This window comes from Methylobacterium sp. JK268 (assembly GCF_054052225.1).
The window spans coordinates 32,954-57,869 of record NZ_JBSVZN010000029.1 but is presented as its reverse complement, the minus strand read 5'-3'; the positions used below and the strand labels follow the sequence as shown (position 1 = coordinate 57,869).

At 72.0% G+C, this 24,916-nt stretch carries 16 protein-coding genes; 8 read left to right on the top strand and 8 right to left on the bottom strand.

Annotated features, from left to right (window positions below; genetic code table 11):
- Positions 1-48: 48 nt before the first annotated feature.
- Positions 49-1,197 (bottom strand): MFS transporter, encoded by a 1,149-nt coding sequence (locus tag ACW9J6_RS25745; protein WP_457119195.1) that lies wholly within the window; start codon positions 1,195-1,197, stop codon positions 49-51.
- Positions 1,198-1,524: 327 nt separating this feature from the next.
- Here ACW9J6_RS25745 and ACW9J6_RS25740 point away from each other — a divergent pair, with 327 nt between their 5' ends.
- Positions 1,525-2,541 (top strand): aldo/keto reductase, encoded by a 1,017-nt coding sequence (locus ACW9J6_RS25740; protein ID WP_457119263.1) that lies wholly within the window; start codon positions 1,525-1,527, stop codon positions 2,539-2,541.
- A gap of 163 nt (positions 2,542-2,704) precedes the next feature.
- Entirely contained in the window at positions 2,705-3,055 is a 351-nt protein-coding gene (locus tag ACW9J6_RS25735; protein ID WP_457119194.1) for an SWIB/MDM2 domain-containing protein, read from the top strand.
- A 114-nt stretch (positions 3,056-3,169) separates the two neighbouring features.
- Here the strand turns inward: ACW9J6_RS25735 and ACW9J6_RS25730 are convergent, their stop codons facing one another.
- From ACW9J6_RS25730 to ACW9J6_RS25710, 5 genes are all read right to left on the bottom strand, one after another.
- The gene (locus ACW9J6_RS25730) at positions 3,170-4,759 is read right to left on the bottom strand and encodes a porin (protein WP_457119262.1); all 1,590 of its coding nucleotides are present in this window, start codon (positions 4,757-4,759) and stop codon (positions 3,170-3,172) included.
- A gap of 1,114 nt (positions 4,760-5,873) precedes the next feature.
- On the bottom strand, positions 5,874-7,490 hold the full coding sequence (locus ACW9J6_RS25725; RefSeq protein ID WP_457119193.1) for a porin: 1,617 nt from the start codon (positions 7,488-7,490) through the stop codon (positions 5,874-5,876).
- 613 nt (positions 7,491-8,103) lie between these two features.
- Positions 8,104-8,901 carry an SDR family NAD(P)-dependent oxidoreductase gene (locus ACW9J6_RS25720; protein ID WP_457119192.1) on the bottom strand — a complete coding sequence of 266 codons (798 nt, stop codon included), beginning with the start codon at positions 8,899-8,901 and terminating at the stop codon, positions 8,104-8,106.
- A 115-nt stretch (positions 8,902-9,016) separates the two neighbouring features.
- Complete coding sequence (locus ACW9J6_RS25715) at positions 9,017-10,381, bottom strand: MFS transporter (RefSeq protein ID WP_457119191.1); 1,365 nt, start codon at positions 10,379-10,381, stop codon at positions 9,017-9,019.
- Between the two features lie 34 nt (positions 10,382-10,415).
- Positions 10,416-11,546: a D-alanine--D-alanine ligase family protein gene (locus ACW9J6_RS25710; RefSeq protein WP_457119190.1), complete on the bottom strand. Its 1,131-nt coding sequence runs from the start codon at positions 11,544-11,546 to the stop codon at positions 10,416-10,418.
- Between the two features lie 175 nt (positions 11,547-11,721).
- On the opposite strand from ACW9J6_RS25710, the gene ACW9J6_RS25705 reads away from it, so the two are divergent.
- Positions 11,722-12,645 (top strand): adenylate/guanylate cyclase domain-containing protein, encoded by a 924-nt coding sequence (locus ACW9J6_RS25705; RefSeq protein WP_457119189.1) that lies wholly within the window; start codon positions 11,722-11,724, stop codon positions 12,643-12,645.
- Between the two features lie 16 nt (positions 12,646-12,661).
- Here the strand turns inward: ACW9J6_RS25705 and ACW9J6_RS25700 are convergent, their stop codons facing one another.
- Together ACW9J6_RS25700 and ACW9J6_RS25695 are read right to left on the bottom strand one after the other, a co-directional pair.
- Positions 12,662-13,228, bottom strand: coding sequence for a hypothetical protein (locus tag ACW9J6_RS25700; protein WP_457119188.1), 567 nt, complete (start codon positions 13,226-13,228; stop codon positions 12,662-12,664).
- Between the two features lie 915 nt (positions 13,229-14,143).
- Positions 14,144-16,153 carry a caspase family protein gene (locus ACW9J6_RS25695; RefSeq protein WP_457119261.1) on the bottom strand — a complete coding sequence of 670 codons (2,010 nt, stop codon included), beginning with the start codon at positions 16,151-16,153 and terminating at the stop codon, positions 14,144-14,146.
- A gap of 338 nt (positions 16,154-16,491) precedes the next feature.
- On the opposite strand from ACW9J6_RS25695, the gene ACW9J6_RS25690 reads away from it, so the two are divergent.
- The 5 genes from ACW9J6_RS25690 (at position 16,492) to ACW9J6_RS25670 (ending at position 24,899) form a co-directional block, all read left to right on the top strand.
- Positions 16,492-18,417, top strand: coding sequence for an AsmA family protein (locus tag ACW9J6_RS25690; protein ID WP_457119187.1), 1,926 nt, complete (start codon positions 16,492-16,494; stop codon positions 18,415-18,417).
- 44 nt (positions 18,418-18,461) lie between these two features.
- Positions 18,462-19,352, top strand: coding sequence for an efflux RND transporter periplasmic adaptor subunit (locus ACW9J6_RS25685; RefSeq protein WP_457119186.1), 891 nt, complete (start codon positions 18,462-18,464; stop codon positions 19,350-19,352).
- Positions 19,353-19,526: 174 nt separating this feature from the next.
- Entirely contained in the window at positions 19,527-20,579 is a 1,053-nt protein-coding gene (locus tag ACW9J6_RS25680; RefSeq protein WP_457119185.1) for an HD domain-containing phosphohydrolase, read from the top strand.
- A 398-nt stretch (positions 20,580-20,977) separates the two neighbouring features.
- Positions 20,978-24,373, top strand: coding sequence for a nidogen-like domain-containing protein (locus ACW9J6_RS25675; RefSeq protein WP_457119184.1), 3,396 nt, complete (start codon positions 20,978-20,980; stop codon positions 24,371-24,373).
- Between the two features lie 253 nt (positions 24,374-24,626).
- Positions 24,627-24,899 (top strand): hypothetical protein, encoded by a 273-nt coding sequence (locus tag ACW9J6_RS25670; protein ID WP_457119183.1) that lies wholly within the window; start codon positions 24,627-24,629, stop codon positions 24,897-24,899.
- The last annotated feature ends 17 nt before the right edge of the window (positions 24,900-24,916 follow it).

Below are 24,916 nucleotides of genomic sequence, written 5' to 3'. Positions count from 1 at the left end.
CGTTGGATCCCGGGGGGCGCCCCGCCATCCGCCGCCCGGCCGCCTAGGTCAAGGCTCCGGCGCCCCGGCGGGAAGGCGCAGGCTCCGGGCCAGGGTTCCGGCGAGCGGCAGGGCCGCGCCCGCCATCAGGGCCATCGCCCAGAAGGCGGACGGCCCGGCCCAGCCGTAGAGGGGACCGGCGGCCAGCGTCGTCAGGGTCGTGGCGAGGCCGAGGCCGAGCGTCCCGTAGAGGGTCTGGGCGGTCGCCGCGAGGTGGGGCGGCACGATGGCGAGCAGCACCCGCATGCAGGCGAGGTGGAGGAGCGCGAAGGTGAGCCCGTGCAGGGCCTGGAGCGCCGCCAGCACGGGCAGGGCCGCCGTCATGGCGCTCACGCCCCAGCGCAGGGCGGCGGCGGCGGAGGCCAGCATCAGCGCCCGCGCCGGGCCGAGCCGGGCGAGGAGCGGCGGCCCGAGGAGCGTGAACACCGCCACCTCCGCGGCGACGGATTCCGCCCAGAGCAGGCTCGCCGTGCCGGGCCCGATCCCGGCCGCCTGCCAGCGGATCACCGCGAAGGCGTCGTGCAGGGCGTGGCTCCCCACCACCAGGGCGGCCACCAGGACGAGGCGGCGGAAGGCCGGGGAGCGCAGGAGGGGGCCGGGTCCCGCCTCGGGGGACGGGCCGGGCCGGGCGGTGGCCGGCAGCCGCGGCACCAGGGCGGCGAGGAGCGCGAAGGCGACCGCGCCGCAGAGGAGGAGCGCCGGGCGGCCCGCCCGCGGCGTCACGGCGCCGGCGAGCAGGGTGCCGCCGATGAAGGCCGCCGAGCCCGCCCCGCGCACCCACCCGTAGGAGAAGCGGCCGGATTCCGCCGCCGGCAGCGCCAGGGAATCCGCCAGGGGCGCCAGCGGCGCCGTCGCCGCCGCGTGGGCCACGAAGGCCGCCAGCAGGAGCGCGAGGCCCTGCGCGGGGAGCAGGAGGAGGGCGGTCAGGGCCGACAGGAGCGCGCAGGCCGCCAGTACCCCCCGGGGCGCGGCGCGCCGGTCCGCGAGGTGCCCGGCCAGGGGCCCGGCCGCGAGCCGCACACCCTGGCCGGCCGCCAGCACGAGCCCGATCGCGTCGGGGCCGAGCCCGCGCTCGGCGAGCAGGGCGGGAAGGTAGGGCGTCGTGACGCCGTACCCGGCGTAGAGCGCCGCCGCGACGAGGAGGAAGCGGCTCAGCATCGCGGGGCCGGGCGGCGGCGCCCGCTCGCGCGGTCGCGCCGCCGCCCGGACATCGCCGGATCAGAACAAGCTGGACGAGGGAAAGCTCTCTTCTGATGTTTCGGAGGACACCGCGGCCCGAAGGCCGAGGATGAGGGCGCCCGCGGCGCCGAAGGCGAGGGAGATTGCTGCGATGAACATGGGAGAAGTTCTGCGGTCGCGTGCTTAACGGGGGATTGCCGAACAGGGTGAATGGGAGGAAAACCCCGGCTTCCACACGGCGTCGATCCGCGCGCCCCATGAGGGCCGCGCGCCATGGATCCGCCACCATCGGAGGATTGCGACGCGATGGAGTACCGCACGCTCGGCCGGTCCGGTCTCAAGGTTTCCCCCCTCTGCCTCGGCACCATGATGTTCGGCGGCCAGACCGAGGAGCCGGAGGCCGCCCGCATCGTCGCGGATGCCCGCGACCGCGGGATCAACTTCATCGACACGGCCGACGTCTACAACGACGGGCGCTCCGAGGAGGTGGTGGGCCGCGCCATCGCGGGGGACCGCGACGCCTGGGTGCTCGCCACCAAGGTGGCGAACCCGGTGGGGCCAGGCCCCAACGACCGCGGCCTCTCCCGGCTCCACGTGATCCGGGCCTGCGAGGCGAGCCTGCGGCGGCTCGGGACCGACCGCATCGACCTCTACTACCTCCACAAGGAGGACCACGGGACGCCCCTCGACGAGACCGTGCGGGCGATGGGCGACCTGATCCGCGCCGGCAAGGTCCGCTACTTCGCGGTGTCGAACCACCGGGCGTGGCGCGTCGCCGAGATCTGCCGGATCTGCGACGACCTCGGCCTCGACCGGCCGGCGGCGAGCCAGCCCTACTACAACGCCCTCAACCGCATGCCGGAGGTGGAGCACCTGCCGGCCTGCGCGCATTTCGGGCTCGGCGTGGTGCCCTACTCGCCGCTCGCCCGCGGCGTGCTCACCGCCAAGTACGAGCCCGGCGCCCCGCCCCCCGAGGGCAGCCGCGCCGGCCGCGGCGACACCCGCATGATGCAGACCGAGTGGCGGCCCGAGAGCCTCGCCATCGCCCGCGAGATCGCGGCGCATGCGCGGGAGCGGGGCGCCTCCCCGGTCGATTTCGCGGTGGGCTGGGTGCTCAACAACCGGGCGGTCACGGCGGTCATCGCCGGCCCGCGCACCGTCGCGCAGTGGGAGAGCTACCGGGACGCGCTCGCCTACCGCTTCACGGCCGAGGACGAGGCCCTGGTCGACCGGCTGGTGCCGGCCGGCCACCCCTCCACCCCCGGCTACACCGACCCGGCCTACCCGCTGGAGGGCCGTGCCCCCTGGGTCACGGCCGGATAGACACGCTCTTGAGCTTTCGTTTACGCCTTCGGGTGTGGATGATCGGGGCGCGTGTCCGAATTCCGCTTGGAACGCGACCAGCAAGGCTTAGTTGTTGACGCTCTATGCCCGTCAGGGCGGTATATCCGGCTTCATGGGCCCCAGGGGACACCGGAGGAGACCGATGGCGACCAAGACGACGAAGAAAGAGGCGGCTCCCAAGGCCGAGGCGACCGAGGCCGAGAAGCCGGCCGCGAAGGGCAAGAAGGTGGCCGCGCCGAAGACCGGCGACAAGCCCAACGCCCTGCAGAAGCCCCTGCAGCCCTCGGCCGAACTCGGCGCGATCGTCGGCACCAAGCCGATCCCGCGCGGCGAGGTGGTGAGCAAGGTGTGGGAGTACATCCGCAAGCACTCGCTGCAGAACCCCGAGAACAAGCGCGAGATCCTCGCCGATGACAAGCTGAAGAAGGTCTTCGGCAAGGACAAGGCGACAATGTTCGAGATGAACAAGTACCTCGCCCAGCACCTCAAGTAGGCCGGCCGGCGCCGCGCCGCCCCCCGGCGGGCGGCGATCCCCTCCGTCCGGTGCGGACACGAGACAGGGCCCCGGCGCTTGCCGGGGCCCTTTCGTTTTGACCGGGGATCCGGATCAGAAGTCGCGCTGGATGCGCATCCGGATGTTGAACGTGTCCTGCGAGGACACTTTCGGGGCCGCGGCGATCTGCGCGGCCGTCGCGCTCGCGAGGTTCAGCCCCGACTTGTTGGTGTCGAGCACGTTGCCGCTGTTGACGGCCTGGCGGACATAGGCGCCCTCGACGCCGATATCGAGGTCGCGCACCGGCGACCAGATCAGGCTCGCGCCGGCGGTGATCTGGTTGCTGTCGCGCAGGAGCGGGCTGACCGCCAGGGCCGCCACGCCCGCGTCCGTGGTCGGCACCGGCAGGCCCGCTACGCCGAACAGGGCGTTGTTGAACCGCACGTTGCGAGCGTAATACTGCTCGCCATAGGAGCCGAACACCGCCGAGCGCCAGGTCGGCGTCCAGTAGTGGAGCAGCGAGCCGACCACCGTGAAGCTCTTGGACAGGTCGATCTTCCCGGTGACCGGGTTGACCACGCTGCCGGGGGCCGGCCAGCCGAAATTGTAGTAGCCGGTGTAGCCCGGCGCGCCCTCGCCGTAGGCGCCTTCGAGGTAGAGGGCGTCACCGGCCGCGATGAAGGGCAGGTTGACCTTGATGCCGCCCTGCACGGCCCAGCCATAGGCGGTGGCGGCGCGGGCCGCCGGGTTGACGGTCGCGGGCAGCAGCGCGATCTGGTCGTTGGTGAGCCCCGTCACGACGGCGGAGTTGAGGCCCGCGTTGACGTTGTGGACGGCCCCCGACAGCTGCGCCGCGCCCCAGGCCGCGTCGTAGCGCAGCGAGCCGACGAAGTCGGGCAGGCGCGAGCGCTGCACCACGTCCTGCGACACGAAGCCGATCGGCGCGCCCGTGCCGTCCCGCACGACGATCGGCGCGTAGTTCGCGCCCGGGGCCTGGCTGCCCGTCAAGCCGGTGCCGGCGGCACCGCCGCCGAAGGTCGCTATGGTGCGCAGGTTCGGGTCCTCGATCGAGGCCGTCGCCGAGAAGCCGCCGAACTGGGCCGTGTAGGCCAGCAGGTTCGTCGTGATGTCCGAGTTGAAGGTCTGGCCGATGATCTCGTAGTCGTGCGCGTAGAAGTCGAAGAACGACGAGGCGCGGCCGGCGGTGAGGCCCGCGAACTGGATGAAAGCTTTGTCGACGTTCGCGTATTGCTGCACGCGGCCCGCCGTGTCGATGCCCGTGGCGCCGTAGGCCATGCCGTAGGTCGGAAGGAAGCCCAGGAACAGGCTGCCGGTGCGGCTCCCGAGTTCCATGCGGACGAAGGCGCGCAGGGTGCCGTAGCCGGTGGAGGTGCGGGCGTCCATGTTCAGGCGGCCGATCGCGTCGAAGCCGCTCAGGTCGCCGGTGGCGCGCGACAGCCTGTTGGCGTAGTTCGCCTCGACGCGGACGAAGCCGCCGAGACGGATGCAGGTGTCGGTGCCCGGGATGTAGAAGAAGCCGACGCCGTGGGCCGTGCAGACCCGCACGTAATCGACCGGCGCCGCCTTCTTGGCCGGAAGATCCGCCGCTTTCGCACCGCTCACGACCGTCAGGCCGGCCGCGGATGCGAGAAGAAAACGCTTCACGAGGCGGGACCCGTCCGCTCGGGTCGCCGCTCTGTTCATGATCATCATCGCTTGTCCCCTCTCCTAACGAAAGGGAGGGTGCGCGTTGTCTCGGGCATTAAATCTCCTCCCCTTGGGGAAGGTCTAGAAACAAATGTCAGACAATTTCAAGCGATGGCAGCGCTCCCATAACCCTAGGGAAGAAGATGTGACATTCGTGCCATATTCCGACGGCGGGAGGCCGCCGCCCGCGAGGGAATGAGGCAGGCATGCCGCAAGGTTCTGACAGGCGCTGCGAATGCGTCAATTCAGACCGAACTTCGCCCGACGCCTCCGGAGCGGCGGTCGCGGGCTCGGCGCGACCGCCCTGTCGGTTGGGCAGCGCGACATCCGCTTCGATCGAGGGGAGACGGCGGTCGACAGGGCCCGCCGCCGGGGAGCTGACGGGACCCGTCCCGCGATGGGCCGCACTGGAGGACACCCAGGACGGAAGGGCGCTGGTCTCCTCGCCCGGCCGGCGCGGCTTGCGGCTTCACACCCCGGATCTTGCGCATGCCCTCTCCCGCACGGGCGACCGTGTGCACACATCTCTGTAGCCGTCTGATCAGCAGAAAGCTTCTGGAAGACAGAACATTCCTCATGCTGAGGTGCTGCGGCGATCGAAGATCGCCCGCAGCCTCGAAGCACCCCCGACGGTGGATCCAACAGAAGAGAGACTTGGATAGGCTGTTCTGGGGCGGGTGCGGGCCTGCGGCCCGCCACAGGCTCCCTCCGGTCTCACCTCAGCAATGGGGAGATGGGTTTACGGCCCTTGTTCGGAGCTGATGCTGTGGTTTGCCAACGCCCCCGTGGCGGAGAGGTGCTGATCACCAGCCTCATCGACGGTGAGCAAGTCTCGCGCTGTCATGCCAGCCACTGCCCAGTTGACGCGGCTGAGCGGCCACGGTGCCGTCCGCGAGTCCACCGGCGGAATTGACCATCGTCTCGACATGGCGCGGTTTTTCGGTCGCCGTGCGCACGCGGCAGCCCGCACGGGAGAGGGGGATCCCGCGACTCGGCGTCGTCCCGTGCGCGGGGAGTCGGACCGCACTCGCGGATCGCCGGGCATCCGCGAACGAAGAAGGGGTCCCAGCGGAACCGGGACCCCCTGATGTCGATCGCAGTGATGCGGCGATCAGAAGTCGCGCTGGACGCGGAAGCGCAGGTTGAACGTGTCCTGGGCGGCGACGGTCGGCGTGGCCGCGACGCTGGCCAGCGTCGGGGTGCTGCCGAAGTTGCCGGTCAGGGCGCTCGCCGCCTTGTTGGGGTTGATCACCCGGCCGCTGTTGACGGCCTGGCGGGCGTAGAGACCCTCGACACCGATGTCGAGGTCCTTCACCGGCGACCAGATCAGGCTCGCACCGGCGACGAGCTGGTTGGTGTCGCGCAGCAGCGGGCTGATCGCCAGGGCGGCGACGCCGGCCGCCGAGCTCGGGACCGGCAGGCCGCCGACGCCGAGCCGCGCGCTGTTGGTGCGGGCGGTCTTGTTGAAGCTCTCCTCGCCGTAGCCGCCGAAGAAGGCCGACCGCCACTCCGGGGTCCAGTAGTGCAGGTAGGACGCCGCCGCCGTGAAGCTCTGCGACAGGCTCAACTTGCCGGTGACCGGGTCGACGATCGCGTCGTTGAGCGACGCGTTGAAGAAGCCGTTGGCCATGTTGCTGGCCGACGTATAGGCGCCGTTGTAGTTGTTGTAGCCGGTGTAGTAGGTCGTGCCCTCGCCGTAGGCGCCCTGCAGGTAGAGGGCGTCGCCGGCGGCGATGAAGGGCAGGTTGACCTTCAGGCCGCCCTGCACGGCCCAGCCGTACTCGGTGGGCACGCGGGCGGTCGGGGTCGCCGTGGCCGGCAGCAGGCCGACCTGCGTGGCCGTGAGGGCGCCGCCGGCGCTCGTCAGGCCGGTATTGAGCTCGTGCACCGCCGCGGAGATCTGCGCCGAGCCCCAGGCCGCGTCGTAGCGCAGGGCGCCGACGAAGTCGGGCAGACGCGAGCGCTGCACCACGTCGGCGGTCTGGTAGCCGACCGGCGCCCCCGTCGCGTCGGTCACGATGATCGGCGCAGTGCCGGAGCCGTAGATCGGGGTCTTGCGGAAGTTCGGGTCTTCCACCGAGATCGTGGCCGAGAAGCCCTCGCCGAAGGTGGCGGTGTAGGCCAGCAGGTTCGTCGAGCCGAGGTCCGAACCCGGCGTGCCGCCGATCAGCTCGAAGTCGTGGGCGTAGAAGTCGAAGAACGAGGCCGCGCGACCGGCGGTGAGGCCGGCGAACTGGATGAAGGCCTTGTCGACGTTCACGTATTGCTGGACGCGGCCCGCCGTGTCGATGCCGGTGCCCGAGAAGGCGTTGGCGGCGCGGACCTGGGTGCCCGAGTAGAGCCACGCGCCGGTGCGGCTGGCGATCTCGAAGCGGACGAAGGCGCGCAGGGTGCCGTAGCCGGTCTGGGTGCGGGCGTCGAGGTTGAGACGGCCGAGGCCCCGATACCCGGTCAGGTTATCGCGGATCAGCGGCTGCACGTACGCCACCTCGAAGCGGGCACGGCCGCCGACGCGCAGGCAGGTATCGGTGCCCGGGATGTAGAAGAAGCCGGCGCCGTAGGCCGAGCAGACCCGCACGTACTCGACGGGCGCAGCCTTCTTGACGGGCAGGTCCGCCGCCTGGGCGCCACCCACGACGGTCAGGCCCGCCGCGGAGGTCAGGAGCAGCCGCTTGACGGCGCGGTTGGAGGCCGACGAGGCCCGCGTGGCACGAGAGACGATCGACACGGTGTTCACCCCTTCACCTTGGGAAAGAAACGAAGACAACTGCCGCGAAGCAGTGCTTGACCCAGGGCAAAGGCGTAGGCGGCGATGCCGAAAAAGTATAGGGAGCTTGACCGTAGTGAGGCCGGTAAGCCACTCCGTGTGTCTGCCGTACAATATGTCGAACGGATTAATCCAAATAGCCTAGAAAGACTCTGCGACATGGTGCGATCAGTTCGAAGGAGTACGTGGGTAAGGCTCTAAATCTTCTACGTCAGGGTGCGCTTGGACGATCGATCGCGCTCGGGTTGCGTCGTCCACCGCCCCGTCTCCACTCCTCCCCGGTCGGGACCAAGCTCAAGGCGGATGAGTTCGCGTCCGTCGCAAGCTTCCACGACGGCGACTCGTGACTGAGATTGCTGCTGTCGACCGCTGAGCCAGCATCTATCTCGGATTGCCGGCCGAAAATTCGAGGAAGAACATCAAAAATTGGATTGATTTGTCAGAAAAAAGGCCCGCTTCGGGGGAAGCGGGCCGCAGGTGCTTTGGACTGACGAAGAGTCAAGCACATTGACTCTGCGTTACAAACCCGTCCGGATGGCCTAGGCCCGCGCGTGCGACGGGAGCCGTCGGCCGCTCAGACGATCGCCCGGACCACGCCGCCATCGACCCGCATCGCGGCGCCGCTGGTGGCGCTGGCGGCCGGGCTGCACAGGTAGGCCACGAGATTCGCGACCTCGTCGGGCGAGGCGAGTCGGCCGATGAGCGAGGTCGGGCGGTGCTCCTTGACGAAGGCGCGTCCCATCGCGTCGAGGTCCGGGTCGGCGACGCCCGCCGCCATCTGCTGCATGAAGGTGGCGACGCCCTCCGACAGGGTCGGCCCCGGCAGCACGGAATTCACCGTGACCCCGCTGCCCGCCAGCGTCTCGGCGAGGCCGCGGGCGACGGCGAGCTGGGCGGTCTTGGTCACCCCGTAATGGACCATCTCCACCGGGATCTGCAGGGCCGATTCGCTGGAGATGAACACGATGCGCCCCCAGCCGCGCGTCGCCATGCCGGGCGCGTAGAGCCGCGACAACCGCACGCCCGAGAGCACGTTCACGTCGAAGAAGCGCCGCCAATCCTCGTCCGGGATGTCGAAGAAGGGCTTGGGCTCGAAGATCCCGGTGTTGTTGACGAGGATGTCGAGGTCGGGGAAGGCGGCGCGCAGGGAGTCGGCGCCCTCCGGCGTGGCGACGTCGGCGGGCGCCGCGAGGAAGCGGCCCTTCGGGGCGGCGTGCTCGAGGGCCGCGACGGCGGCCTGCACGCGCTCGGCGGAGCGCCCGTTCACCGCCACGCTCGCCCCGAGGTCGCCGAGCGCCTTGGCGATGGCGTAGCCGATGCCCGCGGTCGAGCCCGTGACGAGGGCGCGCCGGCCGGTGAGATCCATGTCCATGCTGGCCTCCTTGGCGACAGGGTCGGCCCAGGAGATGTGATCGCGATCCCGGATGAAAAGGGCGGCACGGCGGCGATGCGCGGCGATGCTGCGCATCGCTCGCGCGGAGCGCGTCTCAGCCCCTGAGCGTGCTCGTCACCGCCCCGGTGAGGGCGAGGGCGGCGCCGAGCCACAGCACGGTCACGGTGCCGGCGGTGTGGAACAGGCCGAAGATCACCGCCACCATGGCGGCCCCGAGGGATTGCCCGACGAGGCGCGCCGTCGACTGCATGCCGCTCGCACCCCCGCTGCGCTCGCGCGGGGCGCTGGTGATGATCACCCGGTTGTTGGGGGACTGGAACAGCCCGAAGCCGAGCCCGCACAGGGTCAGGCGCCAGGCGATGTCCGCCGTGGCCGGGTCGGCCGGCAGGCTCGCCATCAGGGCGAGGCCCGCGGCGAGGCCGAGCATCCCGACCCCGCCGATGCGGCCGGGCGGCAGCCGGTCCGAGAGCCGGCCCGCCACCGGGGCGATCACCGCGATGGCGATCGGCCAGGGGGTCATCAGCAGGCCGGTCTGGCTGCTCGTGCGGTGCAGGACGTCCTGGAAGTAGAAGGGAAGGGCCACGTAGGCCATCATCTGGGCCGAGAAGGCGCAGACCGAGCTCGCCATCGAGAGCGCGAAGACCGGGATGCGCAGGAGGTCCACCGGCAGCAGCGGGGCGGGCAGCCTGACCTGGGTCCAGACGAAGACCGCGCCGACCGCGAGCGCGCCGGCGAGCAGCGCCGGCGCCCGGCCGCCCCCCGGCTCCCCGAGCCCGTCGACGCCGGTGATCAGGAGCCCGAAGAACAGGGCGTTGAGGAGCGCGCTCAGGGCGTCGAAGCGCCCGCCGCTGCGGGGCGTTGCCGGCAGGGTGCGCAGGGCCGTGCCGAGCGCGAGCAGCCCCAGCGGCAGGTTGACGAGGAACAGCCAGGGCCAGTGCGCCACGGAGAGCACGGCGGCCGCCACCGTCGGCCCCGCCGCCGAGGCGACCGCGACGATGAGCGCCACGGTGCCGACGCCCTGGCCGATCATCCGGTGCGGGTAGATGAAGCGCACGAGCGCGATGTTGACGCTCATGATCCCGGCCGCGCCGAGCCCCTGGACGATCCGCGCCGCCACCAGGAGCGGCAGGCTCGGGGCGAGCGCGCAGCCGAGCGAGGCCGCCGTGAACAGGGCGAGGCCCAGCGTGTAGACCCGCTTGTAGCCCAGGATGTCGCCGAGCGAGGCGAGCGGCAGCAGGGCGGCCGTCACGGCGAGCTGGTAGCCGTTGGTGACGAAGATCGCCGCCCCCGGGCTGACCTGCAGGTCGCGGGCCATGACGGGGAGCGCCACGTTGACGATAGCCCCGTCCAGCACCGCGAGCGTCATGGCGACGCCGATCGCCGCCATGGCCCAGAACCGCTCCGGTTGGGGCAGCCCGTCCGCCGCCTCCGCGGGCACCGTCCCGGCCGCACCCGTCATGTCGTCGTCCTCGTCCCGTCTCCGGGCGTGTGACCTACCGCATCGGGGCGGCGGCCGCATCCGTCCCGGCGCGCGGGGCTGCCCGGCCCGTGGCGACGCCGCGGGCGTGGCGGGCCAGCGCGTGGGCGATCAAGGCGTCCATCAGGGCGGGCGGGGCGAGCCCGGCCGCGTCCCAGAGCTTCGGGTACATGCTGATCGCCGTGAAGCCCGGCAGGGTGTTGACCTCGTTGACGAAGATCCCGTCCGGGTCCTGCGGGTCGAGGAAGAGGTCGACCCGGGCGAGCCCCGCGCAGGCGAGCGCCGTGAAGGCGCGGCCCGCGAGGTCCCCCATCCGGGCGGCGACCTCCGGGTCGAGGGGCGCGGGGATCAGCAGGGCCGCTCCGTCCGGATCCACGTACTTGGCGTCGTAGCCGTAGAAGCCGTGCGCCTCGGCCGGGGCGATCTCGCCCGCGCCCGAGACCCGCACCTCGCCCTCCGGCGTCTCCAGCACGGCGAACTCGATCTCGCGGGCCTTCGGCACGGCGCGCTCGATCAGCACCTTCTCGTCGTACCCGAAGGCGTGGGCGAGGGCCTGGTCGAACTGGGCGGCGTCGGTCACCCGCGAGACGCCGACCGACGAGCCCATATTGGCGGGCTTCACGAACAGGGTGCGGGTCTCCAGCGCCTCCACGGCCTCCGTGTAGGCGACCGGCCGCGCCGCCCGGGCGGCCAGGAAGGGCACGATCGGCAGCCCCGCGTCGCGCATCAGGCGCTTGGCCACGTCCTTGTCCATGGCCACCGCCGAGCCGATCACCCCGGAACCCACATAGGGTACGCCCGCGAGGTCGAGGGCGCCCTGCACGGTCCCGTCCTCGCCGTTGGGGCCGTGCAGCACCGGCACCACCACGTCGAAGGGCTCGGACACGTGCGGCGCCTCGGACAGGACCGCGAGGCGCCCGCCCCCGCCCGGCAGGAAGCCCACCCGCGGCCCCTGCGCCGTCAGGGCGGGCGCCGCGCCGGGCTCCAGCGCCGGGCAGAGGCGCCACACACCCTCCTTGTCGATGGCGATCGGGGTCACCGCGTAGCGGTCGGGATCGAGCGCCCGCGCGACGTTGGCGGCCGAGAGGATCGACACCTCGTGCTCCGCCGAGCGCCCTCCGAACAGCAGCGCCACATTCCTCCGCATCGGCCTCATCCTCCCGCCTCGCCGCGGCCCACCATAGGGCCGCCGCCGGATCCCACCAACCGGAGCAGTCCGGCTGCACCCTGTGCGATTTCGCACCCGTGCCTCGCGCGACGCTTGCATAGACGGAAGCACTGGCGCCATTGTGTCGCCGGCCCGTCGAGGATCGCTCCTCCAGATGAGCACGACCGAACCCTGCCCGATCGGCATCCTGTTCTGCGACGTCGCCGGCAGCACCCGTCTCTACCGCGAGGTGGGGGACGACGCGGCCCTGCGCATCGTCGAGAGCTGCCTCGCCTGCGCGGGCGCGGTGGTGCAGGAGCACGGGGGCCGCGTCGTCAAGACGATCGGCGACGAGTTCATGGCGGTGTTCGAGGACATCTGCCCGATGTGCGACGCCGCCGTCGCCGTGCAGCGCCGCTTCGAGGGCGAGGGGCTGGGCGAGATCGAGGGCCAGCGCCTGCGCCTGCGGATCGGGTTCGACTTCGGCACCGCGGTCCAGACCAACGGCGATTACTTCGGCAACACCGTGAACATGGCGGCCCGGATGGTGGCGATCGCCAAGGGCGGCCAGATCATCACCACGGGTGCCCTGGCGGACCGGCTGCCGCCGGTCCTGCGCGCGGCGACCCGCAGCCTGCTCGGCGTCTTCGTGAAGGGGGCGGGCGACGACTTGCGCGTGGCGGAACTGCTCTGGCACCTCGCCGAGAACCAGACCACCGTCTTCTCCTTCCTGCCCGCCGCCGAGCCGGGCGTCGTCTGCGGCAGCGACCTGCGCATCACCTACCGGGGCCAGCGCTTCCTGTTCGACGGGCGCCACGGCACCATCTCGCTCGGGCGCGAGCCCGGGAACGACATCGTGGTCGACAACGACTACGCGTCGCGCCGCCACGCCACGATCGAGCGGCGGGGCGACAAGTGGGTGCTGGTCGATCACAGCACGAACGGGACCTACGTGACCCAGTTCGGCGCCGAGGAGTTCTGCATGCGCCGCGAGGAGCTGGTGCTGCGCGACGTCGGCGTGCTGGGCATCGGCCGCTCGGTGGGCCACGACCACGCCAGCGGCCTCGACTTCGCGCTCACCGTGAGCGGGGCGGAGTAGCGGTCCGGGCGCCCCGTCAGGCGGTCGGCGAGCCCGTGCGGGCGCCGTTCTCCGCGTAGGCGTCGAGGACGCGGGAGAGCTGCTTGAGGATCCCGGCCACGTCCGAGGCGAGGTCGCCGGAACCATCGTCCGACCCGGTGGTCCCGCTGGTCGAGGCCGTGGAGGATCCGATCGCGGAGGACGTTCCGGCGGCGTCGCTCGACGCGGCGCCGGTGCCGCCCGCGTGGTGATGATGGTGGCCGTGATGGGCCCCGGCGGTCGCCGTGGTGCCGCTCGCGCCCGTGGCATCGGCGGCCGGGGCGGTCGGCGTCCCGGTCGGCGTCCCCTGGCCGGAGGACGATCCATCCTGCGGGTTGAGGCGGAGCTGCAGCAGCGTCGCCAGCAGGGCGTTGCCGATCGACGAGGCCGTCAGGGTCGCGGCAGCGCTCGTGGAGTCGCTCCCGGTTCCGGCATCCGCCGGCGTCGCCGAGGAGGCGGTGCTCGACGCGGTCGAACTCGACGCCGCCGAGGACGTCTGCGCCTGGCGCGCGGCGGCGATCGGATCCCAGGGCGAGGAGCCCCAGGACACGCTTCCGATGGACATGGGGGTCTGACTTTCCGAATGACGGGCGGGACGGGCCGGTCCCTGACTTCCGTTACGAAAAATCTGGCCCAGGGTGGTTAATGTGCGATTAATCGACTGATTTCTCAAATGTTTCGATTGATGCGGGGACGTGTCGGTCCGGTCTCCGAACTGCGCTCCGCGGGGCGGCGCGCGTGGGCATGCGGCCCCCGCGTCATCATGAGCGGTGAGGGCTGGGCCGAGGCGCATCGCTTCGCGAGCCGGGAGCGGAGCCCGCGATTCCTCTCGAGGCCACCCCCCGCCCGCCGCGGTGACAGGCGCTTCCATCCCCGCGCACGCTAAATAGAACGCTCTCGCAAGGCATTGTTTTTATTGAGAGGTTTGAGGCAGGCCGTTTTGGAGATCATGGCGCGGGGAACCCCTCTCCCGAGTGGGAGAGGGGCAGGGGTGAGGGACGGACGCTTCAGCAAGAAGACACAACCGTGCCGCTGGCAGCTCGACGATTCAGCCCATTTGCTAAATCCGAGCCACCCTGCGCGATCTTCGATCGCCCCTACCCCTCTCCCACTCGGGAGAGGGGATCCCGCGCCGGTCTGGACGTGCCTACATCAAGTATTGAATGCCTTCGTCGTCAATCGGAACACGCGTTCGTCGGCAAGGGACGCCGAGGCCGGTGACGAACTCATACCAACGGTCATTTTTGATGACCGTTGGTTCCGCTCTCGAATTTTCGCCAAGCCTTTGGCTTGGTGTCGAAAATTCGAGATGGTCAACGGCCCCGTCGATCTCGGGCCTGCCCGCGATCGAGTCGATGCGTCAGCATCCTGGGCCGTTGGTATCACACGGCCGCCCGGCGAGAAGGGATCGTCCGCGCCCCGCCCGAAACGCGAACGGCGCCCGGAAGGCGCCGCCTCGCGTCGTCGGCGGCGCCGACCCTCAGGGCATCCGGCTCATCATCCGGGACGCGCCGATCTCCGCCGGGGTGTAGCTCGGCGCCGCGGAGGCCGAGGCGGGCGCCGGGGCGTAGCTGCGCGGCGAGCGGGCGAGCTGCGGGACCGGCGCGCGCATCCGCATCGGCTCCACCACCCGCACCTTCGGCTTCACCACCGGGGGGCGGGCCGCCTCGCGCACCGGCTTCGGCTGGACCGCCTCGCGCGCGGGCTTGCGCTCCGGCGGCGGCGACACGGCCTTGGTCCGGGACTTGTGGACGGGCTCGGGCACCTCCTCGACCGGCTCGGGCCGGCGGGCGACCTTCGCCTTCGGCTTGGCCGCCTCGGGGTGGGCGGCCGGTGCCTTCGCGGCCGGCTCCGCCGTCTCCTTGCCGTCCGGCAGGGTCGCCTGGAGCGGCTTGCGGGCCGGCCGGCACTGGTCGCCGTCGAGTTCCGTGCCGGTCGGGCAGGTGATCCGCACGCAGACGTCGCCCTTCGCCTCCGTCCCCGCCGGGCAGGAGATCGTGCAGATCGGCTTGTCGAAGCTCTTGAGCACCTCCAGGGTCGCCTGGTCGGGCATGTGCGACACGATCTTGACCGCCCGGGTCTTCGACGGGTCGCTCGCCTGCGACAGGCGGAGGAACCGCTCCAGCGCGTCCGAGGATTGCTTGCCCCAGGAGGATTCGGGCTTGTCGCCGTAGCAGCCGAGATCCGCGAGGCGCTGCTGCACGGCCCGCACGACGCTCGGCGAGGTCCCCTCGGCGGGAGCCGGCGGGGTCAGGGCCGCCATCGTCACCGGGGCGGGCGCGGCGGGTGCGGCGGGTGTCGCTGGAGACGGAGTCGGCGCCGGCGCGGCGGCGGGCTTGGCCGCCTGGTCGCCGCCCGGCAGGGCCGTGTAGGTCGAGGGCCGCGCCGGGGTCTCGGGCGGGAGGACCGCGTCCTTGCCGGGATCGAGCCGGGCCTGTTCGGCCACCTGCTCCGCCACCTGCCGGGCCGCCTCCAGCCGCGCCTGCTCCTGCCGCTTGGCCTCGTCTTGACGTTTCGCCTCATCCTGGCGCTTGGCGTCGTCCTGGTTCCCGGGGCGGGCGAGCCGCTCGTCCTCCTCGCGCCGGACCATGTCCGGGCGGGGCAGGGCGGGCTCGCGCTGCTCGTTGCGCTCGGCCGGGACCGGGATCGCCCGCGCCTCCAGGAGCTGGATGCGCGTGGTCGCGTCGTCCACCAGCAGGCTGTTCGGGTACTTGGCGATGAAGCGGCGCAGCTCGTCGAGCTGGGTGCTCCGGCGCAGCCGCGTCCAGGCCTGCAGATCCGTCTCGTCGTGGTTGAGGAAGACCTCGCCCGGGTAGGAGCGGGTGACTTCCGGGAGCTGCCGGCCGCTCGTCAGCCCCGAGACGGTCGAGGCGACCTGCTGGAAGACCTGGCCGATCTCCAGGCCCGGCTCCTGCAGCGCCTTCAGCAGGGCGCCCGCGAAGAAGCTGTTGCGGCCGGTGCCGTCGAACGCCACGCTGTCGGCCTGGGTGGCGTAGGCCATGATCAGGCCCTTGCGGCCCACCGCCCGGGCGAGGCCGTGCCCGGCCGCGTTGTTGCCGGCGTCCTTCAGCGGCAGGTCGCGGCAGGCGTCGAGGATCAGGACCCGGGCGCCCTTGGCGTTGTCGAGGGCCGAGATCACGAACTCCACCGAGATCGTCTCGAACGGCACGTCGTAGCCGTCCCGCAGCTGCGCATCGACCGGCACCAGGTAGTTCTGGCTCTGATACTGCAGCCCGTGGCCCGCGTAGTAGACGAGAGCGATGTCGGCGTCGGTGGCGATCCGCGAGAACTGCGCCAGCTTGCGGTCCATGTCGCGCCGGGAGAGGTCGCGGCCGTCGATCACCTCGAAGCCGGAGCGGCGCAGGACGCCCGCCAGATCCTCCGCGTCGTTGCCCGGATTGGCGAGCTTCCCGAAGCTCTCGTAGGCGGAGTTGCCTACCACCAGGGCGACGCGCCGGTCCGCCGACGCGGCTGCCCCTGCCCAAACCATGAGCAGAAGCGCGATCATTCCGGCAAGCGAGCGTGTCATGCCCGAAACCTACTGCCGCAGCCTCCCGCGAGCAAGTGCCGAGGCACACATCGGGGCCGATCTCGACATGGTCTGTACTGGTCATGCGCCCCGGCCCGGGCCCCCGCGCGAGATCATGCGGGAAGGGCAAGCCTGATTCGCCAAGTCGATGAACATCCGGTGTCTTGCCGTTGCGTCGGTCGCGGCGATCCGGACGCCGCCTGGACCGGCCGGTCGAGCCAGCTCGTCCGGTCGCGATTGATTTTGCGTGGATTGTGCGGTCTGCTTTCGCGCGCGCCGCCGCCGGTTGCGAGGACAGGATGAAGCTGCGCACTCTCTCCCTGCTGGTGGCGGCCGCCGGCTGCCTCGTCGTCGGCGCGGTCGCCGCGACCGGCAGCGCCCTGGTGGTCAGGGCGGTCGAGGCGCAGCTCGCCGCCGAGACCGGCCGGCCCTGGACCGTGCGGGGCGGGGCGAGCCTCTCCTTCTGGCCCCGATTCGCGGTCGTGGTGCGCGACGTCGGCACGAGCAGCGATTTTCCGGGCGTCGGGCGCGCGAGCCTCGACATCGGGAGCCTGCGCGCGACCGGTGCGCCCCTCGACCTCATCGCCGGGCGCGGCCTGCGCGAGGTCGAGGTCGAGCATCCGGTGCTGCGCTGGCCGTCCGAGTGGTGGCGCGCCGGCGCCGCGCCGGCCGCCCAAGGGTCGCCCACGCAAGGGTCGGCCGCCCAGGGGTCGACCACCCAAGAGCCGCCCTCTCCACAGGCGCCCGCCGCGGCCGAGGCCTCTCCCGGACCGCGGCCTGAGCGGGTGCGGGTCACCGGGGGGGCGCTCCTCCTCGTCGACGGCGAGACCGTGACGGCCTCCGTCGAGGACGTCACCGCCGAGGCGCGCCCGGGGGAGGGCGGCGTCTCGGTCACGGCGAGCGGCCGCACCGGCGGGGGCGCCGCCTCCTGCGAGATCGCCCTGGCGCCGCCCGCCGAGGGCGACGCCGCCCCCCTGACCTACCGCTGCCGCCTGCCGCGCTTCGGCGACGCGCTCCTCGAAGGGCGGGCGGACGCGGCCCGCCACGGGGCGGTCGTGACCCTCTCCCGCCTCTCCGGCGAGGTCGCGGGGCAGAGGGCCGACAAGGCCGGGAGCCGGGCCGCGCCGGCGTCCTTCACGGGCGCCGTGGTGGTCGACCTCGCCGCCAAGCCCTTCGTCCGCCTCGACCTCGCCGCCCAGGCGCTCGATCTGCCGGCGCCGGGCCCCGCGCCCGACACGGGCGCCGCGCCCGCGCCGGGACCCGGCGCGCCGGAGATCGATCCCGGCTTCCTGCGCAGCTTCGACGGGCGCGCGCGGCTGCGCGTCGCGTCGCTGCGGGCGGGCGGTCTCGCGCTCAGCGACCTCGCCGTCGACGGCCGGCTCACCGAGGGGGCGGTCGAGGCCGCCCTGACCCAGGCGGGCCTGGCCGGAGGGCAGGTCCGCGGCACCTTCACGTCGGACATCGCCCGCGAGAACCGGGGCGGGGCGGCGCCGCGCCACGCGCTCCACCTCGACCTGACGCAGGTGCGCAGCCTGCCGCTCCTCGGGGCCGTCTCGGGCTTCGCGCTCCTCGACGGCACGGCCGGCGCCGCCATCGACCTCAGGGCGACCGGGACCGAGCGGGAGGCGCTCGCCCGCTCGCTCTCCGGGGAGGCGGCGATCCAGGTCGAGAACGGGCGCCTGACCGGCATCGACATCCCGGGCGTGGTCCAGTCGATCGCCCAGCAGCTCTCCCCGGACCCGCGGCTGCGCGCCTCCGACGCCACCGCCTTCGACCGGATCTCGGCCCGGTTCCGGATCGCCGAGGGGCGGGCGAGCACGCAGGATCTCGCGCTCGCCGGCCCCCTCGTGACCGCGAAGGGCGCGGGCACCATCGACCTCGCCGCCCGCAGCCTCTCCTTCCGCATCGAGCCGCGCCTGACGCGCAGCGCCGCCAAGTCGCTGCCGAAGCTCCTCGACATGAGCCTGCCGGTGACGATCGCCGGCTCCTGGGACGCGCCGCAGGTCGGCGTCGATCTCGGCGCCGTCCTCAACGGACAGACCCTGTCGAATCTCGGCGCCCTCGGCGCCGAGATGCTGGGGAACGGAAAGAGCGGCCAGGGCTCTCCCCTCGGCGGGATGCTCGATTCGTTCCTCGGCGGCGGCGGTGGCGGCGGGGGCGCCCCCGCCCCGCGCGGCCGCACGGCCCCGCGGGCCGCCCCGCCGCGGCCGGGGGGCCGTCCGTGACGCCTCGCCCCCGCCGCCCCGATCCACGTCCCCGGAGTCTTCGCGTGTCCGAGCGTTCCCTCCCGCGGTTCCTCATCGCCGCCCTCGCCGTCCCGCTGACGGCGTCCCTCGCCGCCGCCGAGCCTGCCCCGGGCGCCGGCCTCGCGGTGAGCGTCGCCCCGGCCAAGCGGCGCTGCTTCGACGACAAGGTCGACGTCACCGGCGTGCTCGCGGCCCGCAACGAGATCCAGATCCGGCCCGAGCGGGACGGGCTGCGGGTGCAGCAGGTGCTCGCCCGGCCCCTCGACGAGGTCCGCCAGAACCAGGTGCTGGCCCAGCTCGTCCCGGACGACGGCTCGGTCAACCCGACCCCGATCCCGGTCCGCGCCCCCGCCGCCGGCACCATCGGCCGCAGCACCGCCACCGCGGGCGGGCCCGCCCCGGCCCATTCCGACCCGCTCTTCGTGATCATCGGGCAGGGCGAGGTCGAGCTCGCCGCGGACGCGCCGATCACGGCCCTCGGCAAGATCGCCCCCGGCCAGCCGGTCAGCGTCAAGCCGCTCGGCCTCTCGGCGCTCCCGGGCCGCGTGCGGCTGGTCTCCCCCTCCGCCGACGCGGCGAGCCAGCTCGGCCAGGTGCGCATCCTCCTCACCAATGCCGGCCAGGCGCGGCTCGGGATGTATGCCCGCGGCACCGTCTCGGTGGGGGAGAGCTGCGGGATCGCCGTGCCCTTCTCGTCGCTGGTCAGCGGCCAGGACGGCACCACCGTGTACGTCTCCAGCGGCAACCAGATCGAGGCGCGCCCGGTCACGGTCGGGCTGTTCTCCGAGGACGAGGTCGAGATCCGCACCGGCCTGTCGGAGAACGATCTCGTGGTCGTGCGCGCCGCGCCGTTCCTGCGCGAGGGCGACCTCGTCCGGCCGATCCGCGTCGGCGAGGGCCAAGTCCAGAACTGATCCCCCGGGTCGCGGCACCGAGCGGCCCCTTCCTCACGGACGGGACCGGTCCGAGACAGGCCGGATCTCGCCCGCAGCGCGACGGCAACTTGTCGATCGCGTAAGCGATTCCTTCGCAACTCACCGTATACGTGTCGAGACCGGGTCGCCGCCATTCCGCCGGAAGGGCCTGCCATGCAGGACGCAACCATCGTGCTCGTCACCGACCGGCCCGACCGCTCCGCGGCGCTGGCGGAGGCGCTGCGGTCGGTGGGTCCCTGCGCGGTGGTGGGGACGGAGGAGCGCTGGGTCGGCGAGACCGCGCTGATCGGGGTCGTGGCCGACCTCACCCTGACGCGGCCGGAAGCCACCTCCTGCCTGCGGGCGCTCGAACGGCGCTACCGCGGCCGGTCGCTGCCGGTGATCGGGCTCCTGCGGCGGACCTCGTCCGAGGCCCTGCGCCACGCGCGCACCCTCGGCGCGACCGTGTGCCTGCCGGCCTACGTGCCCCCCGACACCGTGGTGGCGGCCCTCACCAACCAGATCGACGCCTTCGGTCCGGTCGGCGAGCGGGCGGTCGCGAAGGGGGTCGCCCGGGCCGGCGAGGCGCTGACCTCGCTCCTGGCCGAGGCCCGCTCCGGCAGCCAGATCCGCATGGAGACCGTCGAGGCGGGCCTGACCCCGATCCTCACCGCGGTGCGCGAGGGCGGGCTCGCCCTCTGGCTCGACAAGGTCTGGTCCCACGACGACGCCACCTACCAGCACTGCCTGCTGGTGGCCGGGCTCGCCGCGCAATTCGCCGTGCACCTGCGCTTCCGCCACGACGACCAGCAGCGCTTCGTGCGCGCGGCCCTGGTCCACGACGTCGGCAAGGCCCGCATCCCGCTGCCGATCCTCAACAAGCCCGGGCGGCTCACGGCGGACGAGACCGCGATCATGCGCACCCACGCGGCGATCGGCTACGACATCCTCAAGGCCGGCGGCGAGTGCGATGCCTTCACCCTCGACATCGTGCGCCACCACCACGAATTCCTCGACGGGTCGGGCTACCCGGACGGCCTGTCGGGGGAGGCGGTGAGCGACGGCGTGCGGCTGATGACGATCTGCGACATCTACGCCGCGCTCACCGAGCGCCGCCCCTACAAGACCCCGATGCCGATGCGCGAGGCGATGACCGTGCTCGACGCCATGCAGGGCAAGCTCGAACCCGGTCTCGTCCAGTCCTTCGGCCGCGCGATGGCCTCCTGAGCGCCGGTCTCCCCCGGGCCACGGCCGTCGGGCTCCAACAGACCTTGTGAATCTCCAGGTTGCTGACGCAGTCACGGCAGCCTGGATCAGATGCGCGGTAGCGCGACGTCATCTATTGAGTGGCAGCATTTCACTTTAGGCACTCTGTAAAGTCATAATCCCCGCCGTTGTTGTCGGTATCTGTGGCCTCCAGGCAACGGACGAGTGGGGATGAAGCGAGCTACCAATTCCATCATGGACTCGGGTCGAGCTTAGCAGTTATCGTCACCCCGATCGTCTGCGGTCAATTGCGCCCTGTGGCGGACAATTCGGGGTGGGCACGACGATCGGCGTCGCATCGGTGGCCGCGGGTGGCCATCGAGCGGTCGCCATTGGTCATGACCGGGTGGGGGGTGGGAATGGTGAAGCGGAGTGATGGAACGAGCCGCGGGCGGGGCCTCGCCCGGATGCGGCGCCTGCTCATGCTCGGCGCGTCCTTCGCGGGGTTGCCCGCCGTGGGACTGCCGGTCCTCGGGACGGCCGCGCTCGCCCAGACCGTGGCGCCGGGCTTCACCGCCAACCAGCTCGCCGCCAACGACGACGGCTCGACCGCCGCGGTGGCGCTGCCCTTCAGCGCCAACTTCTTCGGCACGACTTACACGTCGCTCTACGTGAACAACAACGGCAACGTCACGTTCGGCCAGCCGCTGAGCCAGTTCACGCCCGTGGGCCTCGGCGCCGCCTACCGGGGCGCGCCGATCATCGCCCCGTTCTTCTCCGACGTCGACACCCGCAACCCGGCGAGCGGCCTCACCTCCTACGGCACCGGCACCTATGCGGGCCAGACCGCCTTCGGGGTGACCTGGCCGTCGGTCGGCTACTACAGCTCGCACGTCGACAAGACCAACACCTTCCAGGTCATCCTGGCCGGCCGCGGCGACACCGGCACCGGCAACTTCGACATCTACTTCAACTACCAGCGCATCCAGTTCGAGACCGGCGACGCGAGCGGCGGCACCAACGGCCTCGGCGGCACCTCGGCCTCGGCCGGCTACTCCGCGGGCACGGGCGCGGACGGCACCTACTTCCAGATCGCCGGCTCGCTGGTGAACGGCGCCCTCCTGGACGGCGGGCCGAACGCCCTGGTGTCGAGCTCGAACAACGGCGTCCCGGGGCAGTTCCTGTTCCCGGTGCGCAACGGCGTCATCCTGGTCGCCAGCCTCTGCCAGGCGGGCGACAACGCCTCGACCACCACCACGGCCAATTGCGGGCCGAACCGGAACTACACGGGCGGGATCTTCTACACGCCGCTCAACAATTTCACCCTGAACGTGCTCGACACCACCACGATCGCCGGCCCCTCGACCGGCGCGGCCGTGCTGGTGATGCCGACCACGCTGACGACGGGCGGCAGCCCCACCGGGAGCGTCTCCGTCAACGTCGCGGCCTCCGCGACCATCACGGCGACGGCCGGCGCCGGCATCCAGATCGATTCGAGCTCGGGGTCGGGCGCCGTCACGGTCAAGAGCGCCGGCACCATCACGGCCACCACCGCGGGCATCCAGGCGGACGCCAACACGGGCGCCCTGACGATCGCCAATACCGGCACCATCACGGCCCCGGTCGGCGTCTCGGGCGCCTCGCGCACCAACACCGCGCTGTCGAACAGCGGCACGCTCAACGCCTCCTACGCGGGCCTCGTTGCCGGGGCCTTCACGGGCCCGGTCTCGCTCACCAACACCGGGACGGTCGCCTTCGGCCAGTTCGGCATCGCGGGCGGCGCCGTGGCGGGTCCCCTCGCCATCACCAACGGCGGCGCGCTGACCCAGACCGGCACCGCCTCGGCCCCGCCGACGAGCGGCCTGCCCTCGGCGGTCGCCAGCTTCCTCCAGACGACCGGCCCGGCGGGCATCCTCGCCCGCGGCGGCGGCGCGATCAGCATCCTCAACGACACGGGCGGCACCATCACCGGCCCGACGGGCATCGACGCGGCGGTCCTGACCGCGGCGCCGGGTCTGACCACGGTGCCGGCCGCCGCGACCCTCGGCTCGCTCAGCATCACCAACCTCGGCACGATCACGGCCCAGGGCGCGGCCATCACCACGGCGGCGAGCGCGGCCCCGACGCAGGTGACCAATGCGGGCACGCTGACGGGCTCCGTCCTCCTCTCCACCGGCTCGACCTTCACCAACGCGGCGAGCGGCCGCTTCAACGTCACGGGCCAGAGCAGCTTCGGGGGCGGCACCTTCACCAACCAGGGCGGCGTCTCCCTGGCCTCGACCGGGTTCCAGAACCTGTCGAGCTTCGACAACCAGGCCACCGGCCTGCTGGTCGCGACCGGCAGCAGCAGCATCGGCAGCGCCACCCGGCCCACCACCTTCACCAATGCGGGCCTCATCAGCCTCGTGAACGGGCAGGCCGGCGACACGCTGACCATCAACGGCAACTACGTCGGCCGCAACGGTCAGATCGCCGCCGAGTTCAGCACCCAGACCGGCACCGGCGACCGGGTGATCATCACCGGCAACGCCTCGGGCACGACCGGCATCACGGTCACCAACCTGACCCAGGCCGTCCCCTTCACCACGGGGGCGCCGATCGTCACGGTGAACGGCACCACCGCCGCCAACGCCTTCACGCTCACGGGCGCGCAGAATTTCGGCTCGCTCCAGGCCATCCTGGTCTCCACCCCCGCGCAGAGCGGCGGCACCTCGGTGGCGCTCGGGGCGGTGCCGACCGCGGTCGGGCTCTCGGCGCAGACCGCGGTGGTCGCGGCGCGCACCATCGCGTTCCAGGGCGGGTCGGCGGTGCTCGACCGCCTCACCCAGGTCCGCGACAGCCTCAAAGCCCCGGCCGGCCAGCCCTCCATCCCGCAGGTGATGCAGTACAACGGGCTCTCGGCCTATTCGGCGCTGGTCAGCAAGGACCCGATCGCCCCCAACCTCGCCGAGCCCGCGCCGCAGACCAGCGCGCGCCCGGCGGTCTGGGCCCGCGCCTTCGGGGATCTCGAGAGCCGCTCCGGCTTCAGCAACTTCTCCTTCGCGGGCCAGAACTTCAGCCGCGACCTCGGCTACAGCCAGTCCTCGGGCGGCTTCCTGGGCGGCGCCGACGTCGTGTTCAGCGGGCTGACCAAGCCGGACGACGGCCTGATCGTCGGCGTGATGGGCGGCTACACCGTGGCGGGGGTCGACCTCAACGCCAATGCGGGCCGGCAATCCTACGAGGGCGGCACGGTCGGCGTCTACGCCACCTACCTCAACGGCCCCTGGTTCTGGGACAACCTGTTCAAGGTCGACCTGCTCGGCCTCGACATCACGGCGCCGGGGCTGCGCCAGCGCACCGGCCTGCAGAACTACAACTACACGACCAATGTCGGCTACCGCATCCCGCTCGAGCACAACATCTACGTCGAGCCGACGGCGGGGCTGGAATACGTCTCGACGGTGTTCGACCGCAATGCCGCGCTGGCGGCGGGCGCGGTGCCGCTGCGGGACGGGGAGGCGCTGCGGGGCCGGATCGGCGCGCGGATCGGCACCGAGATGGTGGAGGACAACATCCGCATCGAGCCGAGCATCACGGGCTACGTCTACACCGTGCTGACCGAGACGGGCACGGTCGGGGCCTTCAACGGCATCACCGGCGTGACGGGCCTGCGCGAGGAGGGGAAGGTGCGCGGCGAGGTCCAGGCCTCGATCAACTTCTTCAACCTGAAGACCGGCCTGTCGGGCTTCGTGCGCGGCGATTACCGGATCGGCGGCGACCTGGTCGGCGGCGGCGGGCGCGCCGGCATCCGCTACCAGTTCTCGACCTTCTGAGTCCGTCGGGCCGGGGGTGCGAACCCTCCCCCCGGACAGCCCTGGGCTGAGGGGGGAGGGTGGATGGAAGACAAGATCCGTCGAGAGCAGAACCAATCAGCTCCCGTTCAGGTGTGCGGTCGCACAGTCTCAGCCGGGCCGTTGCTCTAGACGAGCAAGACCAGACCTTGCGGTGGCGGGATCGAACACCCACATCAGGGTCAGACAACGCGATCACCCCTCGCCGACGCCACGGACAAGACGGAGATTCTCGATGACGCTGCGCGCTGCCCCGGTTCTCGCCGCCCTCGTCCTGGCGGCCCCCTTCGCGGCCGCACTGCCGGCGCAAGCCTCTCCCTGCCGCGGCCTGACGCCCGAGGAATGCGCGTGGGTCGCGCCCCGCGTCTCACATCCGTACCGCGTCGCCTTCGCGGACGAGGTCTTCGGCCCGGTCGCGGTCGCGCCCTACGGCTGGCGCGCCTACGGCCCGCGGCCCTTCACGCGCTTCGATATCGAGGGCCTGCGCCTGATGACCCGCATGCCCTGAGGCGCCCGCCGGCCCCG